Source organism: Marinomonas sp. CT5 (genome assembly GCF_018336975.1).
Classification (GTDB): domain Bacteria; phylum Pseudomonadota; class Gammaproteobacteria; order Pseudomonadales; family Marinomonadaceae; genus Marinomonas.
Window position 1 is genome coordinate 1927062 of record NZ_CP025572.1, and the last position, 22448, is coordinate 1949509.

General features: G+C 43.2%; 13 protein-coding genes and 4 tRNA genes. 15 read left to right on the forward strand and 2 right to left on the reverse strand.

The window, feature by feature from the left end:
- Positions 1–27: 27 nt before the first annotated feature.
- Complete coding sequence (locus C0J08_RS09020) at positions 28–6723, forward strand: cadherin-like domain-containing protein (protein ID WP_212655808.1); 6696 nt, start codon at positions 28–30, stop codon at positions 6721–6723.
- 112 nt (positions 6724–6835) lie between these two features.
- Here C0J08_RS09020 and msrA read toward each other — a convergent pair whose 3' ends face one another.
- Positions 6836–7495 carry a peptide-methionine (S)-S-oxide reductase MsrA gene (msrA, locus tag C0J08_RS09025; protein WP_212655809.1) on the reverse strand — a complete coding sequence of 220 codons (660 nt, stop codon included), beginning with the start codon at positions 7493–7495 and terminating at the stop codon, positions 6836–6838.
- A 299-nt stretch (positions 7496–7794) separates the two neighbouring features.
- On the opposite strand from msrA, the gene C0J08_RS09030 reads away from it, so the two are divergent.
- From C0J08_RS09030 to C0J08_RS09045, 4 genes are all read left to right on the forward strand, one after another.
- A tRNA-Met gene (locus tag C0J08_RS09030) sits at positions 7795–7871 on the forward strand.
- 151 nt (positions 7872–8022) lie between these two features.
- Positions 8023–8099, forward strand: a tRNA-Met gene (locus tag C0J08_RS09035).
- A gap of 115 nt (positions 8100–8214) precedes the next feature.
- Positions 8215–8291, forward strand: a tRNA-Met gene (locus C0J08_RS09040).
- Between the two features lie 178 nt (positions 8292–8469).
- Positions 8470–8546: transfer RNA gene (locus C0J08_RS09045), tRNA-Met, on the forward strand.
- A 366-nt stretch (positions 8547–8912) separates the two neighbouring features.
- On the opposite strand, the gene C0J08_RS09050 is transcribed toward C0J08_RS09045, so the two are convergent.
- Entirely contained in the window at positions 8913–10175 is a 1263-nt protein-coding gene (locus C0J08_RS09050; protein WP_212655810.1) for a hypothetical protein, read from the reverse strand.
- Positions 10176–10522: 347 nt separating this feature from the next.
- On the opposite strand from C0J08_RS09050, the gene C0J08_RS09055 reads away from it, so the two are divergent.
- The 10 genes from C0J08_RS09055 to C0J08_RS09100 all read left to right on the forward strand — a co-directional run bounded on the left by C0J08_RS09055 (position 10523) and on the right by C0J08_RS09100 (position 22448).
- Positions 10523–11017 carry a DUF2165 family protein gene (locus tag C0J08_RS09055; RefSeq protein ID WP_212655811.1) on the forward strand — a complete coding sequence of 165 codons (495 nt, stop codon included), beginning with the start codon at positions 10523–10525 and terminating at the stop codon, positions 11015–11017.
- Between the two features lie 192 nt (positions 11018–11209).
- Positions 11210–12211 carry a D-xylose ABC transporter substrate-binding protein gene (gene xylF, locus C0J08_RS09060; RefSeq protein ID WP_212655812.1) on the forward strand — a complete coding sequence of 334 codons (1002 nt, stop codon included), beginning with the start codon at positions 11210–11212 and terminating at the stop codon, positions 12209–12211.
- 57 nt (positions 12212–12268) lie between these two features.
- Positions 12269–13798, forward strand: coding sequence for a xylose ABC transporter ATP-binding protein (locus C0J08_RS09065; protein WP_212655813.1), 1530 nt, complete (start codon positions 12269–12271; stop codon positions 13796–13798).
- Positions 13791–14921, forward strand: a complete 1131-nt coding sequence (locus C0J08_RS09070; RefSeq protein WP_212655814.1) for a sugar ABC transporter permease — start codon at positions 13791–13793, stop codon at positions 14919–14921. The genes C0J08_RS09065 and C0J08_RS09070 overlap by 8 nt, the downstream gene beginning before the upstream one ends.
- Positions 14922–14960: 39 nt before the next feature.
- The gene (gene xylB / locus C0J08_RS09075) at positions 14961–16409 is read left to right on the forward strand and encodes a xylulokinase (RefSeq protein ID WP_212655815.1); all 1449 of its coding nucleotides are present in this window, start codon (positions 14961–14963) and stop codon (positions 16407–16409) included.
- Between the two features lie 159 nt (positions 16410–16568).
- Complete coding sequence (locus C0J08_RS09080; RefSeq protein WP_212655816.1) at positions 16569–17750, forward strand: XylR family transcriptional regulator; 1182 nt, start codon at positions 16569–16571, stop codon at positions 17748–17750.
- A gap of 220 nt (positions 17751–17970) precedes the next feature.
- Positions 17971–18981 (forward strand): substrate-binding domain-containing protein, encoded by a 1011-nt coding sequence (locus C0J08_RS09085; RefSeq protein ID WP_212655817.1) that lies wholly within the window; start codon positions 17971–17973, stop codon positions 18979–18981.
- Positions 18982–19309: 328 nt separating this feature from the next.
- Positions 19310–20254, forward strand: coding sequence for a D-ribose ABC transporter substrate-binding protein (locus C0J08_RS09090; protein WP_212655818.1), 945 nt, complete (start codon positions 19310–19312; stop codon positions 20252–20254).
- A gap of 59 nt (positions 20255–20313) precedes the next feature.
- The gene (locus C0J08_RS09095) at positions 20314–20928 is read left to right on the forward strand and encodes a DUF2291 family protein (RefSeq protein WP_212655819.1); all 615 of its coding nucleotides are present in this window, start codon (positions 20314–20316) and stop codon (positions 20926–20928) included.
- On the forward strand, positions 20928–22448 hold the full coding sequence (locus C0J08_RS09100) for a sugar ABC transporter ATP-binding protein (protein WP_212655820.1): 1521 nt from the start codon (positions 20928–20930) through the stop codon (positions 22446–22448). Before C0J08_RS09095 ends, C0J08_RS09100 begins: the two co-directional genes overlap by 1 nt.

A 22448-nucleotide genomic window follows, 5' to 3' on the forward strand; every position in this document is an offset into this window, starting at 1 on the left:
ACCGAAGGTAACGAAGGTGATGCGGCCGTGACGGCGACAGGCACGATCAGCATCAGCGATGTGGATGCGGATGACAGCCCAGCGTTCGCCGACACCACAAGCCCAGTGCAAGGTACTTACGGTAGCCTGACTCTGGTAGACGGTGCGTGGACGTACACCTTGGATCAAAGCAAGGTTCAAGACTTGGATGGTGCGAAAGATGGCCAGCCAGCGGACCAAGTGACAGACACGATCACACTGACAGCCGATGATGGCACGACCCAAGACATCGTGATCACCATCACAGGTACAGACGATGCAGCGGTTATTAGTGGTGATACGACTGCTAACTTGCTTGAGGATGATGAAACGAGTTTATCGGATGGTGTTATTTCTGCGGGTGGTAAATTAACCATTAGTGATGTTGATTCAGAAGATAATCCTACATTTGATCCTAGTCGAGTTGAGTCTTCAGATGGCACGGTTGGTAGTCTAACTATTTCAGCCGATGGTACCTGGTCTTACAAAGTTGATAACGACAAATTACAGACTTTGGCTCAAGGAGATGAGCTTGTCGAAAGATTTACTGTGTATGCAACCGATGGAAGCAGTGAGGAAATTGTCGTTAAAGTTGGTGGTGTTGATGATGTTTCAGTCATTTCTGACGACACTGTAAATACGTTGACTATTGGTGAAGATGAAACTCTTACTCTTCCTTTGCCGCTTGAAATTAGCGACATTGATAATGGCGAAAATCCTTCTTTCCCAGCTGGATCCATCAACGGTTCATTCGGTGTTTTTGTTATTGCGGACACATCGACAACTGGGAGTAGTACGTGGGAGTACCAGTTAGATACCTCTAAAGTACAGTATTTAAATAACGGTGAGTCTGTTCAGGAGAAAATTACTGTTACTGCTAGTGATGGTACAAACTATGAGCTTGTTGTGAATATTAATGGTTCCAATGATATTCCTACAGTGGAAGGATCCATTAGTAAGGCTGCTGAGGAAGGTGGTGACCTATTAACTGGCTCCATTGATGCGAGTGATGTGGATAGTGATACATTATCTTTTAGTGTTACGGGTTCTACGCCAGCTGGTTTTGCCCTAAATACACAGGATGGGACTTGGTCATTTGATCCTAAAAATCCTGCCTATAACTCTTTAGGGGAAGGTGATAAGCAAGATATTAAAGTAGATGTTCTTGTTAGTGATGAAGATGGTGGTTCATCAAAACAAACCATTACCATTACTCTTAGTGGAACTAATGATGGGCCTACAGCGACAGCCGATTTTGTAAGTGTTTCTGCAACTAGTTCTATTACTATTGATGCGATAGCGAATGACAGTGATGTTGAGGGTGATTCTCTAACTATTTCAGAGGCTTCTGTACCGAGTTCTTCGCAAGGTTCTGTGGCTATTGTTGATAATCAGTTGGTATTCACGCCAGCGGAAGGCTTTAGTGGAACCGCTACTATTAATTACTCAATCAGTGATGGTAAAGGTGGTACAGATACTTCAACCGTTACTGTTAATGTGAATTCTGTAACTATAGATCCAATTACTAGTGATGATGTTATTAATGCTAGTGAAGCTGCTGGTACTGTTACCGTTTCAGGTAAAGCCACAGGTGGTGACATTAGCGAAGATGATGTTGTCACTATGATGATCAATGGCAAAGAATACACGACAAGTGTCGATTCTGATGGCTCCTGGTCTGTGGATGTTGCGGGTTCAGATTTGGCAGCGGACACAGGGTTCGATGTCTCTGTTGAGTCTACGGATACTGCTGGTAATAGTGTCACTACTACCAGTTCTTCTACTCATAGTGTGGATACTTTAGCTGGTGATACGGGTAGTGCCCCTATTGTGACTATTACTGAAGACTATGAAGGCATAATGACAGGGTCTCGTCCAAGACCTGATGGCACTATTAGTAGCCGTGAGCTTGACGGTGATATTGATGTAAGAATTAAGTTGCCATCTGGCACTGTTGAGGGGGATACCATTTCGGTTACAGATGGCTCTACTACATCTGAGATTGTTGTTAACGCGAGTATGCTTTCAAGCGGTTTCGCGTCTACTTCTTTTGCAAATCCGGGAGATGGTGAGACGATCAAGGTTACCGCTACGTTAACGGATCAGTTTGGTAATATCTCAGAAGAAGGCTCAGCTGAAGCGAAGCTAGATCTTTCTATTGCGACGCCATCTATTTCTTTCGAAAGTACCGGTGGCGACAATATTTATAATGCTGCTGAGGTTGGTGAAGACGGTACTGTGACGGCGACTATTTCGGTTACAGGCTCTGAAGTAAACGATAAGCTAACTTACAGTGTTGATGGAGTGCAAACAACGATCACGTTAGACGCAGATGACATCAGTAATGGTGTTGCGATCGAAGTGGCTCCAGGTGCGGAAGTGACAGCAACTTTGTCGGATGCGGCGGGTAACAAATCAAATGAAGTGAGTAAGACCGCTGCAGAGGCGGATATTTCTGTCGCTCCTCCTGTGATTACAAGTGTGACTGATGATTCTGAAAACTCAGATTATTCGAAGGTAACCTTGCATGGTACTGGGGAAATCGGTGCAGTTGTCACTTTATGGATTATTGCAGGCTCTACAACAAATGGTAATGATACTCAGACGGGTGAATACACTGAATTGACAAGTGTTACCACGACGGTTTCTAGTGATGGCACTTGGTCTTTAGATGTGTCTGATCTACCTGATGTAGCAGTCAACGATAATGAGTTCTTCAAAGTTACTCAGACTGATACGGCTGGTAATGTCAGTGGTGATTCTAATGTTGTTCATTACTGGCATGGTACTTGGACTAGTGTTAACTCAGAAACTGGTGATGATTTTGTGTTACTAGGTAGCGGCAACGACACAATAACTGTTGATGCAGACGATAGTTCAGATTCTCTTACTGTGGATGGCGGAGCTGGTCATGACAAAGCGGTATTCTCATCTGCGCTTTCAGATATGCAATCTATTACCTTAGATGAAAATGGCAATGTGATTATTGTTGATGATCAAGGTGACACCAATACCCTTATCGACTTCGAGTCATTCTCCTTTGATGGTGTTGTTTACTCTAAAGAAGCTTTATTTGCTCCTCATGCTGAAGATGATACCGCTAGCACAACGGAAGACAGTGCCGCTATTACAATTGATGTATTAAGTAATGACAGCAGTATAAGTGATGATAAGTTGACGGTTACGGCAGCGACTGTATCACCAGAACAAGGTACGGTTGCGATTGTGGATGGCAAATTACAATTTACCCCGGCTGAAGACTTTAATGGTGAAGCCACTATTAGCTATGAGGTTAGTGGCAGTGATGGCGCTAAGGATACAGCAGAAGTGATTGTAACCGTTGATGCTGTGAACGATGGCCCTGTTGCAAATAGCGATACATCGACAACAAATGAAGACACAGTTGTTACCATTGATGTGTTGGCGAACGACAGTGATGTTGATGACGATACTTTGACTATCAAAGAGGCAACAGTATCTGAAGAGGAAGGCACGGTTGCTATTGTCGATGGTAAATTACAGTTTACGCCAGCAGAAAATTTTTACGGTGAAGCGACTATCCGCTATGAAATTGCCGATGGCAACGGTGGTGTAGATACCGCTGAAGTCAAAGTGACTGTCGAGTCGGTTAATGATGTACCTGTAATTAGTATGACGTCAGGGAAAGGCCAAGGCGATGAAGACAGCACAGGTATTGAAGTGACACTGTCTGCATCTGATGCTGATGGTACTGTGGATAGTTTTGTTATTCAGAGTTTGCCTGCTCACGGTACGTTATTCGTGAGTGGTGTGGAAGTTACATCTGCAGGATCGGTTATTTCTGCAACAGATGGCAAGGCTAGTTTGACTTTTGTACCTGACGCTGATTGGAGTGACAATAATGGGGCTTCTCCAGCTACATTTGAATACGCTGCCGTTGATAGCAGTGGAGCCGCTTCTGCTACAGGTACGGCCACTATCAATGTAACAGCTGTTACCGATGCACCAACCGTTGAGTTGACATTGGAGCCGACGACGACAACGACGTTGTATAGTGTCGACTTGTCCAATGTGTTACAGGGAGCAGAAGATACGATAGGGAATCCGGCTGGTTTTACCGTTGCTGCTTATGACTCTGCAAGTAACATTGTCGATATTTCTATTAAGGATTCTGGTTCCCCTACTGGTTTTGGTGTTACTGGGAAGGCAAGTAACGGCGCTGACTCAGAAATTGGCAAACAAGAGAAATTGGTAGTAGAGCTTGATAAACCAGCATCGTCTGCAACATTTGAATTAGCGTGGCTAAATAAGAATGACGAGACGGCGGTTTATACTGTGAAATACAGTGATGGGACTTCTCAAACATATACGGTGGATGGTAATTCTGATGAGGGGGGGTATGACAGAATTGGTGCTCCTATAACGGTAAACGCACCTGCGGGCAAATCTATATCGGCAATTGAATTCTCTACCCCAGATTATGGTGATCGAGTAAATACAAGTGACTATTTGTTGCACAGCGTTTCTTATGAGTCAGCGGTAACTAATTATACGGTTGATATTACGGCTACTCCGACAGATACAGACAATTCTGAAAACATTACTGAGTTAATGGTTTCGACTCCAGAAGGCATCTCATTATCTGGCGCAGAGAAGATAACAACAGAAAATGGTGTTACTACTTGGAAGGTGTCGTTAGACAGTGGTGGCTTCTCAAATAAAGTTCAGGTTGATCCCGATACTGGCGTTGTGACGGTCAAAGGATTAATACTGTCTGTGCCTGATGACTTTAATGGTGAGCTAGAAGTAATCGCTACCGCTACAGCGAATGATCCGGGTGCGAGCGATACAGTGGATGGCTCTGATAGTGCCACCATAGTGATCAATGGTGCGCCAGAAGCGGCAGATGACGAGTTAGCTGGACAAGAGAATAGCCAGCTTGTCATTGAGCCTAGTGATTTAACATCTAATGATACGGATCCTGAAGGCGATTCTTTAGTTATCACGTCGGTGTCAAACGCCCAAAACGGTTATGTATACATAAATGCCGATGGAAAAGTGATATTCACGCCTGCATCTGGTTTTACCGGTGCGGCTTCTTTTGAATATACCGTTTCAGATGGCAATGGTGGTACAGATACGGCGATGGCTACTTTAGATGTAAAAGCTGCTACGGCGTCTGCAAGCGTTACGGTATCTATTACTGAGATTAATGCTAATTGGGATGGATTCGGATCTAAATCCGATGTCGTAGATAGTGCAACTCACCATGACTATAACTACAATCAATGGCAGCAGTTTGATTCAAGTGATGACCAAATTGTTATCGATAATGATGTAAATAAGTGGCTTGATGCTGGAGATGGGGATAATTCAATTTATGTTGGAGATGACGTAAATCGTGGTAATTCAGGCCCTGGTATTAAAACTGGTAGTGGTGATGATGATATCTTTGTTAAAGATAGCGTTTATAGCACTGTACAAACTGGTGGAGGGAATGATCGTGTCCAAGTAGGTTACGACTTGGGTAATGGTTATCATAGTGCACATATCAACTTAGGTGATGGTGATAACAAGCTGATCATCGAAAATGATGTTAACAATTATTCAACTGTCCATTCTGGCTCAGGTGATGATGTTGTCTCGATTGGTGATGATGTTAGATATGACGCCGACATTCAGTTGGGTGATGGTAATGATCGACTAACTATTGGGGATCAAATAGAGCAGCAGGTATCGATCAACCTTGGTTCAGGTGATGATATTTTGATCGTTGGTGGTAAGGTGTCATCTAGTGCATGGGTTGATGGTGGGGAAGGTACAGATTCCATTTTACTTGAATACTATTCTCACCAAGATTATCTAAATAATAAAGATGGCCTGAAGTGGAACATAGCTAACTTTGAAAATATCAAGTTCTCTGACGGTACTGTAATTGGGGATGCTTCAGTATTCGATAGAAGTAGTGTTTCTGGTTATTCTGTAACCGTTAATGTTTCAAATTTAGCAACAGATGAAACACTGTCTAGTGTTGTTATTGATGGCGTTCCAGAAGGCGCTAAATTGCAACAGAGCGGTGTGGATCTTGATGTAAATGATGATGGCACTTATACGGTTTCGGTTGAAAATGGTGCTACGTCAATCGACAACCTAACGGTGGTTAGTCGTACTGATTCACAGCTTGATGAATTCGAGTTGACTGCATCTATTAATACAGACGGTGCTAATAACGACCAAGTTGGTGCTTCTGATGAAGCGGCTATCGTGGGTAGCACTGGGGATGATTATCTTACTGGAGGTACTGGTGAGGATTCGTTACTTGGTGGTGCTGGCGATGACATCTTGTTTGGTGGAAGTGATCAAGTTTCCGACACTCTAACTGGAGGAGAAGGTAAAGATATCTTTATATTGAATGACGCCACTGATAATTCAAATATTGATACTATTACTGACTTTAATGCGGCAGAAGACGCTTTGGATTTGACTGACTTGTTGACAGGTTTGGATGACAGCCCTAGTAAGGATGCCGATGTTGATGCTGTTACTAAGTTCTTGAACGATAATGTTAAAGTAACAGATGGTCACGTTGAAGTTGGTGGTGAAGAGGTTGCCAATTTTGGTCCTGATTCCAATTTTGACTCAAATGGAATCAATGGTGTAACGACGGCTGATACTATTAAGGTTATCTACAACGATCAAGAGTACAACATCAATATTGATGGCTAATTTGACTGCATAGTAGACGTTATTTAAAAGGCCGAATTGTTTTGCAATTCGGCCTTTTCGCATCTGTAGCTTGTTCAGTTTAGAAAGAGATTATCCCAATTACTTAAAAACTCTACACGGCTAAGCCGATAGGGCAGCTCACGCCTGTGCCTGCTAGTCCGCAGTAACCGTTCGGGTTCTTGTGAAGATACTGCTGGTGATACTCTTCAGCGAAGTAATAGGTATCGAGAGGTTCGATTTCTGTTGTGATCATGCCGTGGCCAGCATTAAGTAACTCTTTTTGGAAGGCGGCTTTACTGGCTTCAGCAATAGCAAGATCTTTGTCGTTAGTTGTGTAGATGACAGAGCGATACTGGCTGCCAATGTCATTACCTTGGCGCATGCCTTGGGTTGGGTCATGGTTTTCCCAGAACACCTTAAGGACATCCTCCAGCGAGACCTTAGAAGTATCAAAGACGACTTGAACAACTTCACTGTGTCCTGTTTGGCCAGAACAAACTTCTTCGTATGTAGGGTTGGGGGTAAAACCTCCTGCATAACCTACAGAAGTAACGATAACGCCTGGCGTGTTCCATAGTTTACGCTCAGCTCCCCAGAAGCAGCCCATTCCAAGAATGACTTCGGCTTCATTAGGATTTTCGGAACGGACAAATGCTTCGTTGTTGACGGCGTGTACCCCTGAAATAGATAAAGGTGAGCTTCTGCCGGGAAGGGCATCGGCCTCATTGGGAATAGCCGATTTTTTAAGAATGGTTTCAATACTATTGGACATTTTAGTCTCCTGACCTAGTGGTCGAACATCTCCTTTGGCTACTACCTGTTAGCAAATAGTAAGTAGCGGAGGATACAAGATGGGTATTCTACTTTACGCTCTCTAAAAGAGATTGGTTCTTTTCATAGGGATAGATAATGAGGTGAAAAGATTTTTTTTCAACTAATTTCAACTAGTTCTCTTGCAGTACTTGACTCTCAATTTAATCTACCTATAATACGCACCTCGTTGGCAAGGGTTGAGCAAATTAGCTTTACCAATCAAACATTGTAGAATGTTTGTTGTTAATGATGATTAGTCGCGGGATGGAGCAGTCTGGTAGCTCGTCGGGCTCATAACCCGAAGGTCGTTGGTTCGAATCCGGCTCCCGCAACCATTTTAAAGGTCGTTGGTTCACTTTTTAATTAAGAAAAGGGCTCCCACAAACTTTTAAAGATTGTTAGTTCACTTATTTTAGTTAATAAAAGTACTAGCACAATCGACTAATCAAACGAAATTGTTAGTGATTCTTGAAAGAATTAATTTGTCGCGGGATGGAGCAGTCTGGTAGCTCGTCGGGCTCATAACCCGAAGGTCGTTGGTTCGAATCCGGCTCCCGCAACCATTTTATATAAAGGTCGTTGGTTCACTTTTTAGTTAAACCATACAAATTAATTTAGTCACATAATTTCCTCAGCACTAAAAGATAAAATCTAAATTATATCAATAATTTAGCATGGCGCGGGATGGAGCAGTCTGGTAGCTCGTCGGGCTCATAACCCGAAGGTCGTTGGTTCGAATCCGGCTCCCGCAACCATTTTATATAATCGTCGTTGGTTCACTTTTTAATTCTGTAAATGGCTTCCGCAACCTATTTAAAGGTCGTTGGTTCACTTTTTAGTTAAGAAAAAGGCTCCAGCAACCAATTCATAAAAATTGGTCATAGTTTTATCTTAATATCATTAGAAGCCTATTTTCTAAATAGTCTTAGTTGTCGCGGGATGGAGCAGTCTGGTAGCTCGTCGGGCTCATAACCCGAAGGTCGTTGGTTCGAATCCGGCTCCCGCAACCATTTAAAAGGTCGTTGGTTCACTTTTTAGTGAAGAAAGGGCTCCCACAAGCATTCAAGATTACCTCGTTGGTTCACTTTTTAGTGAAGAAAGGGCTCCCACAATCATTCAAGATTACCTCGTTGGTTCACTTTTTAATTAAGAAAAAGCTAAAGCTCCTACAACCATTTCAAAGTAATTCCTTTTCAAGTCTATTTAGTTATTAGCCTCAAGCTGTAGGTTTACCTTTTATCGAAAAGGGCTTATAACACGCATTTCACCAAACATTTCATGCTAAAAATGTCATTTTTACATAATCTCCTATTCTTATTCGTTAATTAATATAGGGTGCATATAAGCCCGTTATTGGACTGTAAGCATAATTTAACTTACAGGAAAAAATTATTTACCAGCGAGCAAAGTAGCCACATGAAAATAGCGTAGTGAGCGCTATTAGCAATAATGGTTTTGGTGGGAATTTGATAGCGGCTGGTCATTAATAGTCCCAGTCCTGTTAATCCGCTACTTCCTGCAGAGATAGCCCAAGCACTTAGGAACAAAAAGCCTAATTGAGTTGGGTCAGGGTTAAGGGGCAACAACATAGGGCTAACAATTGCGATACTCACCACAGGATGAATACCAATTATTCCAGCCATAATCATTGCTGCGAGAACGACGGAAAAGAGGAGTGGGCTAAAGGTAAAGCTATCCAAGTTAAAGAGCTGTGGGTAACTAAGAATAATCGCGCTAATGCCATTTGAAAATATTCCTGCGGCAAGGAACAAAGCAAATTGACTGCCGATTTGAGCGAGTTTGTGGTTCACAAAATGCGATAAGCTTTTCCTTCTGGATGGCGTTCGCATCAATAGTATGGTGGCGCTTGGTGCTAATAGACAGATCAACACCAATATGCTGATATCAGGCCAAATGAAGTGAAAAAATATAACGCTAGAAGCCAGAATCATAGGAATGAAGAGGCTTTCTTTACGAATTGGGTAGCCGTTAAAGTCACCTTTGGTGCGTCTAAATGCTTCTACAGTGGAAAAAATGATGGCGACTAGTCCCATGACAAGACCTGGTATAACGGTTTTTTGCCACTGCATTCCTGGTGCATAAATAATCGCAACGCCCGTTGCCACAAAGAAAGGTGACCACCAAGCCGCCGCGGAAAAGTTACGAGTCAGTATAAACTGCTGTTCCGTCGTTAATTTTATTGCGCCTTTTATACGATCTGCGAAGACTAGAATCACAGACAGGTTAATCACTGCACCTAATACTTGCACGCCGAGCGCAGTGTTAAATACAGCACTGAGGCCTTTTGGTAAAGGACGCTTTTCATCTGGCGAACTGGTTAGGTCTAAAAAAGAGACAGCCACAAACATCGCCAGCATTGGTAAGTTAACTGCAAAAACTTGCTGCCATGTCATCCATGTACCTTTTGAACCAGCAAAAAGTAATGTCGAGACTCCAATAATCATTAGCCAAGACACTTGTCTCTTTGCGCTTGGTGCTAAGGTGTGCCACATCGTGATATTTGCTCCCCACGCTAGTAGGGTAGGCAATAACACCGGGGTCAAATGAGCAACTGACAATAAATAAAAAACCAATGTGCCAAGTACAAACCAACCAGTATATTTCTTAAGTGGATTCATCAGGTGGGAGCTGTCCTTACGTTGTTGGAGGTTGTTTTTTGTAAACTGAGCGATCTAAGTAGTTTTCAGATACGTTCTAAATAGTGATTCATCGATAGGTGATCGGCATACATATATTAATCGGAAGTATTATTTCCGCACGGCTAGTTTTTACTGGCAGTGGTACTCATATCAATGTAAGACACGTTTGATTATTTAATATTGTTGTTTAATCAATGTGCTATTGAAAGAAATCTTGTAATGGGGTGAAAAAGTAATTTCTTTATCTGTATTTATATTATTGTAATGTTGAATATAGATAAAGTTAAGACTATTCAACATGTTAAAAACTTCAAAGGATTGGGATGATGAGTCATTTACGAATTATTAAAACTGTCTTAGTTGCTTGTGTCGCATTGTTTGCCGGACTTGTCGCATTTAATAATGTGGTCGACTATGGTTCAAACTTTGCGTTTGTACAGCATGTTTTAACCATGGACACGACGTTTGAATCAAATCAATTAAAATATCGTGCCATTGATGGATCTATTTTTCATCATGGGTTTTATTGGTTGATTATCTTGACCGAAGCTTTAGTCGGCATTCTGTGTGCGTTGGGCGCATGGAATATGTGGCAAAAAAGAAAGCTGGATAAAAGACAGTTCAATGCGGCTAAAACGCTATCTAATCTAGGTTTATCGCTTGGCGTTTTGCTGTGGTTCAGTGGATTCATGACAATTGGCGCTGAGTGGTTCCTAATGTGGCAATCCAGTATTTGGAACGGTCAAGCGTCTGCGTTCCGCTTTATAGTTGTGTTGTTTCTAGTGTTGATTTTTATTAATCAACCTGAAGAAGAAATCTAGTTACTCTTCATTCAATGTCATAACACTAGTCGACAACTGAAAGCCCTTTGGTTTTATCACCAAAGGGCTTTTTTTGTAAAAACGCTAAACCGAAACAAAAAAAGATAATACCGCTGAATAAACGACCGATTTACATTCGTCTCACTCCGTAAGGAGATCGCTCTCTTAATAAAAATAATAAGGAATGAAAAGATGAAAAAAATCATTTCCATGAGTCTGTTGGCAACGGTTTGTGTAGCAACCTCTCTTCCCGTGTTGGCGGCAGGTGAGAAAATTGGTTTATTGATGTCTGATTTACGACTAGAACGCTGGCAAAAAGACCGAGATTTATTCACTGAAGCAGCAGAATCCATGGGGGCTAAGGTGTATACCCAGTCTGCTAATGGTGATGCGAATACGCAAATTTCTCAAATTGAAAACATGATTTCTCGTGGCGTCGATGTTCTGGTTATTGTGCCTGAAAACGGTGAAGTGCTTGGCAATGTTTTGTCTGAAGCAAAAGCGGAAGGCATTAAGGTGTTGGCTTACGATCGCTTAATCAAGTTTGCGGATATTGATTTGTATGTGTCGTTTGACAACATTCGTGTCGGCGAAATGCAAGCCTCAGCGTTATTGAAACGTAAGCCGACAGGCAATTATTTCCTGATGGGCGGATCACCAACGGATAACAACGCAAAAATGTTCCGCGAAGGCCAAATGAATGTTCTACAACCTGCGATTGATTCGAAAAAAATTCACATCGTTGGGGATCAATGGGCAAGAGGTTGGTCTGCAGAAGCGGCGTTGAACATCATGGAAAATGGTTTAACGGCCAATGCCAATAAAATCGATGCGGTAGTCGCCTCTAATGATTCCACCGCAGGTGGTGCGATTCAGGCGCTTGCAGCACAAGGTCTAAGTGGCAAGGTAGTTATTTCTGGCCAGGATGCGGATTTAGCTGCAGTGCGTCGTATTGTGGCCGGCACACAAACCATGACGGTGTACAAACCCATTTCAAAATTGGCAAAAGCCAGTGCGGAAATGGCGGTGAAATTGGCTCGTGGTGAAAAAATTAAAGTTAATGGCCACGTTAATAACGGCAAAAAAGACGTTGATGCGGTATTGCTCACACCCATTGCTGTGACCAAAGACAACCTAGATTCAACCGTTATTGCCGACGGCTTCCATTCTCGTAACGACGTTTACAATCCTTAGTTTTCCTGATGTATGGCGCTCTTTTGAGCGCCATTTGCTGTTCATAAGGGTGTAAGTATGAAGCAAACATTATTGGATATGCGCTCCATTGTAAAAAGCTTTTCAGGCGTTCGAGCCTTGAATGGCGTGAGTATTCAGCTTGGCCGTGGCGAAGTCTTGTCTATCTGTGGTGAAAACGGCTCTGGGAAATCCACCTTGATGAAGGTATTGAGCGGTGTTTGGCCGTTTGGTTCTTATGAGGGGGAAATTTTCTTTGAAGGTCATCTTGTCAAAGCAGCGACCATTCGAGATACCGAGGCGTTGGGTATTGTCATCATTCATCAAGAATTGGCGCTTGTTAAAGAATTGTCAGTAATGGAAAACATTTTTCTTGGCAATGAAATTGGTTCATTTGCTCGACTGAATGATGAAGAGATGTACCGCCGAACCACCGAGTTGCTTGCTCGAGTGAAGCTGGATGTGTTGCCAGACACACCGATTCGAGATTTAGGGGTAGGGCAGCAGCAGTTGGTTGAAATCGCTAAAGCACTGAACAAAAACGTCAAGTTGCTCATTCTTGATGAGCCCACTTCTTCTTTAACGACGACAGAAATCGACATTCTTTTAAATATTGTCAGCGAGCTGAAGCAACAAGGTATCGCATGCATTTATATTTCTCACAAACTCGATGAAGTCTTGTCCTTATCCGATTGGGTGACTGTCATTCGTGATGGGGAGCATATCGGCACCAAAGCCGCAGCAAATCTCACACAGAATGACATCATAAGTATGATGGTTGGGCGAGAGTTAGATGAGCTGTTTCCAAGAGAAGAGCACGATATTGGCGAGGTGGTTTTGCGGGTTAAGCATGCCACTGCGCAGCAGGCTGGTGCGACTCGAGCACAAGTGGAAGGTGTTAGTTTTGAATTGCACCAAGGTGAGATTTTAGGCATTGCTGGCTTGATTGGTTCTGGGCGCACTGAACTCATGCAATGTTTGTATGGCTCATACGATGGTGACTATCACGCCGAAGTTGAACTCGAAGGCAACGTCGTGAATATCCGCTCTCAGCGGGTGGCGCTAGAAGCGGGTATTGCCATGGTGCCAGAAGATCGAAAGCGACATGGCATCGTGCCCATTATGAGTGTGGGGCGCAATATTACCTTATCTGTATTGGGGAAATATGCTTCTTGGTTTGGAGCCGTCAACGAAGAGACAGAAAGTAACGATATTGATGAATACATCGCACAACTCAAAGTCAAAACGGCGTCTGCTGATTTGGCAATAAAAAACCTCAGTGGCGGTAATCAACAAAAAGCCATTATTGCCAAATGTTTGTTAACCCATCCCAAAATTCTGATTCTTGATGAGCCAACACGTGGCATTGATGTGGGCGCAAAATATGAGATCTACAAGCTAATGTTTGCCCTCGTCAAAAAAGGCGTTTCCATCATTATGGTGTCGTCTGAATTATCGGAAGTGATAGGCATCAGTGATCGGGTGTTAGTGATGCATGAAGGGCGATTAAAAGGGCAATTTGATCACCAAGGCTTAACTCAGGAGATGATTATGAATTGCGCGATTAAAGAAGGTGTAGCGAATGTTTAAAACAATAAAAACCAGTCAATTACAATTATTTGCGATGTTGGCGGCCATGCTGCTGATTGTTGTCTTCTTTTCTATTGCAACCGATGGCGCGTTTATTTCACCGAGAAATATCTCTAACTTGATTCGCCAAACCGCCATTGTCGGGGTGCTCGCCATTGGTATGGTGTTTGTCATTATCAGTGCGGAAATCGATTTGTCCGTTGGCTCAATGATGGGCTTGCTCGGTGGAATCGCCGCTATTTTAGACGTTTGGTTTCATTTTCCCCTTTTGTTAACTGTGCTGGTAACGGTTGTTGCTGGCTTGGTGCTTGGTTTATTCAATGGCTGGTGGGTAGCCTATCAACGAGTGCCGTCTTTTATCGTCACTTTGGCTGGGATGTTGGCATTTCGCGGAATCTTGGTGGGATTAACGAACGGTGCCACCGTAGCGCCAACCTCTAGCTCATTAGCCATAGTGGGACAAAGTTATGTGCCTTCTGGTTGGGGAATCAGTGTAGTGGGGCTGCTGTGTCTGGGCTTAGTGGCCAAGGTTTATGCTCGACGTAAGGCAAGAAAGCAGCATGGTGTTGAAAATCAAACTGCTAAGTTTGAATACGCTAAAGCCCTTGCTGTTGTGGCTGTCTTGTTGCTGTTGCTTTATGCGCTGGAAAGTTATCGAGGGATTCCGACGCCTATTTTGATCATGGGGGGACTCATTCTTATTGCGACCTATGTCGCGAAACGTACTGCGTTCGGCCGTCGTGTTTATGCCATTGGCGGTAACATTGAGGCGACACGTATGTCTGGAGTGAACGTAGAGCGAACCAAAATGTTGGTGTTTGGTTTTAATGGCATGATGGTCGCCGTCGCCGCCTTGATCCTAACGTCTCGACTCGGTGCGGGTTCACCTGCGGCTGGGAATATGGCGGAATTGGATGCCATCGCAGCTTGTGTGATTGGTGGCACCAGCTTGGCAGGCGGCGTTGGGGCTGTGTTTGGAGCCATCATGGGGGCGCTGATTATGGCGAGTTTGGATAATGGCATGAGCATGTTAGATGTACCGACTTTCTGGCAATTGATTGTGAAGGGGATGATTTTGTTGCTCGCCGTTTGGTTGGATGTCAAAACCAAAAAAGCTCAGTAATGGCCCGTTTTAATAATGATAAATAAAGGAAAACGCATTATGTATTTAGGCATCGACCTCGGCACTTCCGGTGTCAAAGTGATATTAATGGCAAAAGATGGTCATGTTGTCGCAAGCTGCTCATCGCCTTTGTCTGTTTCTCGCCCATTTGATCTTTGGTCTGAACAGAATCCAGAAGACTGGTGGCAAGCGACCGATTTAGCCATGATGCAACTAGCTTCAGAGAATGACTTAAGCTCGGTCAAAGCGATTGGTTTATCAGGCCAAATGCATGGAGCAACCTTGTTAGATAAAAAGGGTCGAGTATTAAGACCTGCAATATTATGGAATGACGGCCGTTCTCATGAAGAATGTTTGTTGTTACAAAGACGTTGTCCAGAAGTTCAGGCTATAACTGGTAACTTAGTGATGCCTGGATTTACCGCGCCTAAGTTACTTTGGGTTAAGCAACATGAGCCTGACGTGTTTGAGCAAATAGACAAAGTCTTGCTGCCAAAAGATTATCTGCGTTTTCGTATGACGGGAAACTTCGCGACGGATGTATCGGACGCTTCCGGCACACTTTGGTTGAACATGGAGCAACGCTCATGGAGTGATACCATGCTGGCCGCTACTGGATTGACGGCTGAGCAAATGCCCAGTGTGTACGAAGGAAACCAAATTACCAGTGAGATTGATGAAACGATAGCCAAGCGTTGGTCCATGCCAATCGTCCCCGTTGTAGCGGGTGGAGGCGATAATGCGGCTGGTGCGGTTGGCATGGGAATTATTTCTCCTGAACAAGCCATGTTATCCCTTGGTACTTCTGGGGTTATTTTTGCTGTAAGTAATGGTTTTACTGCGAATCCCGCTGTGGCGTTACACAGCTTTGGTCATGCGATTCCAAACACTTGGCATACTATGTCGGTGATGTTGAGTGCCGCCAGTTGTATTGATTGGGTGACTAAACTGACCCAGTTTAACAAGGTAGAAACGGCTTTACTCGCCGCTGAAAATAGAGTGACTCGTGACACCAAGTTAACTTTCTTACCCTATTTAAGCGGAGAAAGAACGCCCCATAATGACCCAAATGCCAAAGGTGTATTCTGGGGTATGACACATGAAACGACAGCGGCAGAGCTCGTAAATGCTGTACTTGAAGGGGTTGCGTTTGCCTTGCTTGATGGGCTTGATGCCGTTCGTTCCGCGCAATCTATTAGTGACAGTATTGACGTCATTGGTGGCGGAGCAAAAAGTGCTTATTGGTTACAAATGCTCGCCGATGTCTTTGATGTGCCAATGGATTATCGTGAAGGAGGAGAGGTAGGCCCCGCTTTAGGTGCTGCGCGTCTCGCTGCGATTGGTCATCAAGGCCAAGATGCATTGCATGAAGTGTGTGCTAAGCCTGCCCTAATTAAGCGTTATCTGCCTAATCCATCAAATACTGATAAATACGCCAAGAAACGTGCGTGTTTTCAGACGTTATATCAAAGGCTAAAGGGGCTTTAATCTATTTGAGCGGTGTCTAAATACATCGCTCAAATGTATACTTTTTTGCTCATTACGATTTCTGTTATTTCCTTTCTGATTTTTATCATTCTCTAGAACTAATCGACTTTCAGAGAGTATTATCGAGACAGTAACAATAAAAATTAGAGACGCTTTTGTATGTTTGAAAAACGTTACCGACTCAACTTGGTGTTTAATGCAAATAAGATTTATGACCGACAAGTTATAGAAGGGATTGGCGAATATTTACAGGCTGCCCAATGTGACTGGGACGTATATTTTGAAGATGACTTTCGCTCTCGCCTTGATGCCCTAAAGCATTGGAATGGAGACGGCATCATTGCTGACTTTGATAACCCAGAAGTGGAAGAAATATTAAAAGCAACAGACATTCCAACCGTTGCTGTTGGTGGCTCTTACCATCATAAAAGTGATTACCCTCGTTTGCCTTATGTCGCTACAGATAACGCAGCATTAGTGCGTTGTGCCTTTCAACATTTGAAGCGTAAAGGGCTGCCACAATTTGCTTTTTATGGCGTGCCCAGCACGGATTACAGTCGTTGGGCAAGTGAGCGTGAACATGCTTTTGTGGAGCAAGTTCGCTCAGATGGATTTGAACCTCACGTTCACCAAGGTTATTGTACTTCCGCTGAAGTTTGGGAAACCGCTCAGCATGAGTTGGAAACTTGGCTAACGAACCTTCCTAAACCCATAGGTATCATTGCTGTCACGGATTCCCGTGCACGCCATCTTTTACAAGTTTGTGATCACTTGAATATCTTAGTGCCAGAACAAGTTGCCATTGTGGGAATCGATAATGAAAACATGGCGCGTTATTTAAATCGAACCGCATTGTCTTCTGTGGAGCAGGGCAGTAAGCAAATGGGTTATGAAGCTGCCAAAATGCTGCATCGAATGTTGCTGGGTTATCCGGTGGACAACTCTTTGGTCGTGGTTGATCCCATCGGTGTGGCCGAAAGACAGTCCTCTGATTATCGCGCTTTGCATGATCCTTATGTGATCCAAGCCATGCACTTTATCCGTCATAATGCTTGTCGAGGTGTGAAAGTGGCGCAAGTTGTCGACTATATTGGTATTTCTCGAACCAATTTAGAAACGCGTTTTATCGATGAAATTGGCTGTTCAATGCACGAACAACTGCACATGACTAAGTTTTATCGCGCTTGTGAATTGATTACATCAACTGATTTGCCATTTGATGAAATTGCTCGAACCTGTGGTTATCCATCCGTGCAATACATGTACACAGTATCACGTAAAAACTTGGGCATGACACCGGGTGAGTATCGAGTCTCATCTCGTCTTGGTAAAGAATCTTAAGTGCCATTTAGTAAAAAAATGTGAGTGATTTTCTGTATTAGAAAAACTCTTGATGCATTTTTATTGTTTCGTTCAGTATACTTCTTTAAATGGAGCTTGGCTTTTAATGTGTGTTTTACGAATTAAGTAAGTAGATAACTTCTTGATCTATTTATCTTTATTTGGAAGACTTGGACATTATAGGCTTAGTCAAAATGGCTCATTGAAGGGGAGTGTGAATTTGTCAGCGACAATCAAAGATGTTGCGTTACGGGCTGGAGTATCGACAACCACCGTATCACATGTTTTGAATAAAACGCGTTTTGTAGCCAAAACGACACAAGAGCGAGTGCTGCAAGCAGCAGCAGAACTTAATTATGCTCCCAGTGCGGTAGCGCGCAGCTTGAAGGTTAAAAATACCAAAAGCCTTGGCATGTTAGTTACCACTACTTTGAATCCCTTTTTCGCTGAATTGGTCAACGAAGTTGAAAAGTGTTGTTACCGAGAAGGTTATAACCTAGTGCTTTGTAATACCGACGGCGAGCTAGAAAAAACCAATTCCTATCTTCGAATGCTGACGCAAAAGCGTGTCGATGGCATTCTCGTTATGTGTTCTGCCTACGATGATTCGCTGTTTAGTTCTTTAATTGGCCAGCGCAATTTGCCCATGGTGGTTATGGACTGGGGACCCTCAGATGATTACGTGGACCGCATACAAGACAACTCTGTAAAAGGGGCGCATTTGGCTATTCAACATCTTGTTGAGCAAGGTCATAAACGCATTGCTTATATTGGTGGGCCATTAGAGAAATTACCCGCGAAACAGCGTTTAGAAGGCTTTATTGATGCCATGGAGCAGGCCGGGTTGGTTGTTAAAGAGGATTGGGTAATTGAATCGGATTTCGAATTCGAAGGCGGAAAGTTAGGTATGCGCCAACTTTTATCTTGCCAGCAGTTACCAAGCGCCGTGTTTGTGGGGAATGATGCCATGGCGATGGGGGCAATGAGTGAAGCGCAACTGTCGGGCGTTAAGATTCCACAAGAGTTGTCTGTTATTGGTTATGACAATTGCATGTATTCTGCCTATTTTAGTCCTCCGTTAACTACCATCAATCAACCAAAAGAAAGATTGGCTCAATTGGCAATTAGTACAATGATCGAGAGAATTGAAAATCCACGTCAGGTTGGAAAAATGATCATATTAGAACCCAATTTGGTTGTTCGTTCATCGGTAGCTGCCTCTTTAGGATAAGCCCGCATCTTGTTATTTTCTGTGTATTTTACTTTCAGTTTTTTGAAGAGTTTTGTGTAACTAAATGAAAAAATCGTTTTTTTAGGAGGATTAAACGGTTATTTCGAAAGAAAACTTCTTATAATTCAGTTGCTTGATGGTTTGTAGTTAAATTACATCAAAAAAAACGCGTGTGCTCGTTGTAACTCCATGAAAAATAGGCTTTTTTTCTAAGCGGTCAAGAATTAATTGACAAGTTCCCAATGCTTAATATAAAAATAGCAAACGATTGCGTAATCGTTTGCTATTGAACATATATTAATAAAAATAAGCATACCGGAGAATTTCAATGAAAAAGAATACCTTCTTAAAGTCTTGCCTTGCTGCAACATTTTTGACCTTAGCTAGTACCAGTGTTTTGGCAAGTAACGGTCTGATTGCCATCATTACACCATCTCATGACAACCCATTTTTCAAAGCTGGTGCCGAAGGTGCGGATGCGAAAGCAAAAGAATTGGGCTATGACACCTTGGTCGCTTCTCATGATGGTGATGTGAACAAACAAAACCAATTGATTGAAACAGCGATTGCCCGTCAAGCCAAAGCGGTGATTCTGGATAATGCGGATGCGGACGCAAGTATTGGTTCACTTGAGCGTTTGAAAAAAGCGGGTATCCCGGCCTTTCTGTATGACCGTGAAATTAATAAAACCGGTATTGCGGTGACTCAAATTGTATCGAATAACTTCCAAGGTGCTCAGTTAGCGGGTGAAAAATTTGCTGAATTAATGGGTGATGGTGGTGAGTACGTTGAACTAGTAGGACCAGAGTCAGACACGAATGCGCAAGTGCGCAGTGAAGGTTTTCACGACATTCTGGATAACTTCCCTGAATTCAAAATGGTAGCGCGTCAGTCTGCCAACTGGAGTCAAACGGAAGCATTCAGTCGTATGGAGTCCATCTTACAAGCGAATCCAAATATCAAAGGTGTAATTACAGGTAACGATTCAATGGCTTTGGGTGCTGAAGCGGCTTTGCAAGCTGCAGGTCGTAAAGATGTTTTTATTGTTGGTTTTGACGGTTTAGATTACGTAAGAGATTCTATTCTTAAAGGTTCTAACATTAAGGCTACAGTTATGCAGCCAGCTTATGCTCAAGCACAACGTGTTGCTGAACAAGCCGATCAATACATTCGTACTGGCTCTACAGGATTGCCAGAAAAACAGCTAATGGATTGCGTACTGATTGATAGTTCTAATGCGAAATACCTAAGCAATTTCGCCCTTAAAAAATAACAACCTGACCATGACTCGGGGCTCTCTTTTCTGAGGGCTCCGGCTCCTTAGGTATCATTATGTCTTACAAAAAATTCTTTCAATTTATTGGGCTCATTGCGTGCCTAAGCTTACTATCGGCTTGTACTGTTACCGACTTAGATGCGGAAGGTAATCCGATTATTCCAAAAGACCCTAATGCCAAGATTAGCTTTGCCGATTTTACTTTGCCAGAAGTAGCGGATCAGCTTTGGGAGCCAAAGGTTTTTCCAGAAGCAACTAAAGAATTCACTCCTTGGGAAAGCATTAAATCCCAGTTAGATGCTCAGCAAATTGTTAATAAACAAAGTTTCTTTGTGCGTTTAGATGGCACTATCGAAAATGTTAATTTGGGTAAAATGAAGGGCGTCATCACAATTAATCTTGGTGATACTAAGGTTGATCTACAAGTGGGTCGTATTATCAAGGGCAATGCCATACGTGATGCCTCTAAATACGTTGTCTTTGATGATTTCAAAAATCAAATCCGCTTCGCGCAAATTTCACGAGAGTTTAATAATCGCGCTATGGAATCTATTGGCAAACCTGATCCAAGTTGGGCAGGTAAAAAAGCCACAGTGATTGCTGCGATTACTGTAGACCAAAATACCATCAAAGATGCTGTGCCCATGCAGATTAGCTTTGGAGGCAAATGATGAGTCAAGCGAACGCAGACGTTGTCATTCGCGCTGAAAAAATCTCCATGATTTACCCTGGCACGATTGCGCTAAATGAAGTGGATTACCGAGTTTATCGCGGCAAAGTGAATGTCATTATCGGTGAAAATGGCGCCGGTAAATCAACGCTAATGAAAATTTTGGCGGGTGTTCAACAACCAAGCAAAGGCACCATTTATCTTAACGATGAAGCTGTGTCGTTTCAGAATACGCGTGATGCAGCAGCCAAAGGGGTTGGCATGGTTCACCAAGAGTTGAACCTGTTTGGCAACCTCACAGTAGCAGAGAATATTTTCTTGGGTCGTGAAAAGCAGCGCGGTCTGATGCCTCTAGATACGGCAGAGCAGCACAGAATTACCGCTGAACTCATGGCGCGTTTAGACCAAGATATTTCGCCCACTGAATTGTTGTCTAACTTGAAGGTGGGTCAGCAGCAATTGATAGAAATTGCCAAAGCGCTGGCTGACGAAGCCGACGTGCTGATTTTAGATGAACCGACTTCTGCGCTGAGTAAAACCGAAGTGGAATTGCTTTTTAAGGTCATTCGAGATCTGACAGCGCAAGGTGTGTCTATCATCTACATTTCACATCGTTTAGAAGAACTGATGGCGATTGGTGATCATATTACGATTTTACGCGATGGTAACTTCCAATCAGAAGCTGAAGTAAAAGACATTGATGTACCGTGGATTGTCAGAGAAATGCTTGGTAGCGATCCTGTTTCTAACTTTCTTAAACCGGGCCGTCAATTTGGTGAGCCAGTGTTGGATGTTAAAAACATCAAGTTGATCAATGAAATGGGCCTCACCTTAGTGGATGACGTGTCAATGGACGTGAAGTCTGGGGAGATTGTTGGTGTCTACGGGCTAATGGGCGCGGGCAGAACGGAACTCATGGAATGTCTACTTGGCATGCAAGACTATTTGGGTGAAGTCGAGATCGCAGGAAATAAAGTGACACCTCAAATGGACACCAGTGAACGTATTCGTTATGGCATTTGTCTTGTACCAGAGGACCGTAAAAAGAACGGTATTTTTCCGGTATCGTCGGTGAGCAATAACATGACGATTTCCAGCCTTTGGCGTCGACTCAAATATCGATTTTCCATCGACCAAAAAGCAGAAACCGAAGCGGTTAAAACCGCCATTGGTGATTTGTCTATCAAGGTGTCTTCTCCTGATATTGAAATACGCGCATTGAGTGGTGGTAACCAACAAAAAGTCGTGATTGGCAGAACCTTATTAACCAGTCCGAAAATTTTGTTATTGGATGAACCAACTCGAGGCATTGATATCGGTGCCAAAGCCGACGTATTTAAAATGATGGTTAAGCTGTCTGAGCAGGGGATTGGCGTCTTGTTTTCGACCTCTGACTTAAAAGAAATTATGGCTGTTTCTGATCGCATTCTGGTGATGTCCGGAGGCAAATTAACCGCCAATATCGCTCGTTCTGAAGCAACAGAATCTGCACTTGTGTCAGCAAGCGCGCAAGGACTTTAA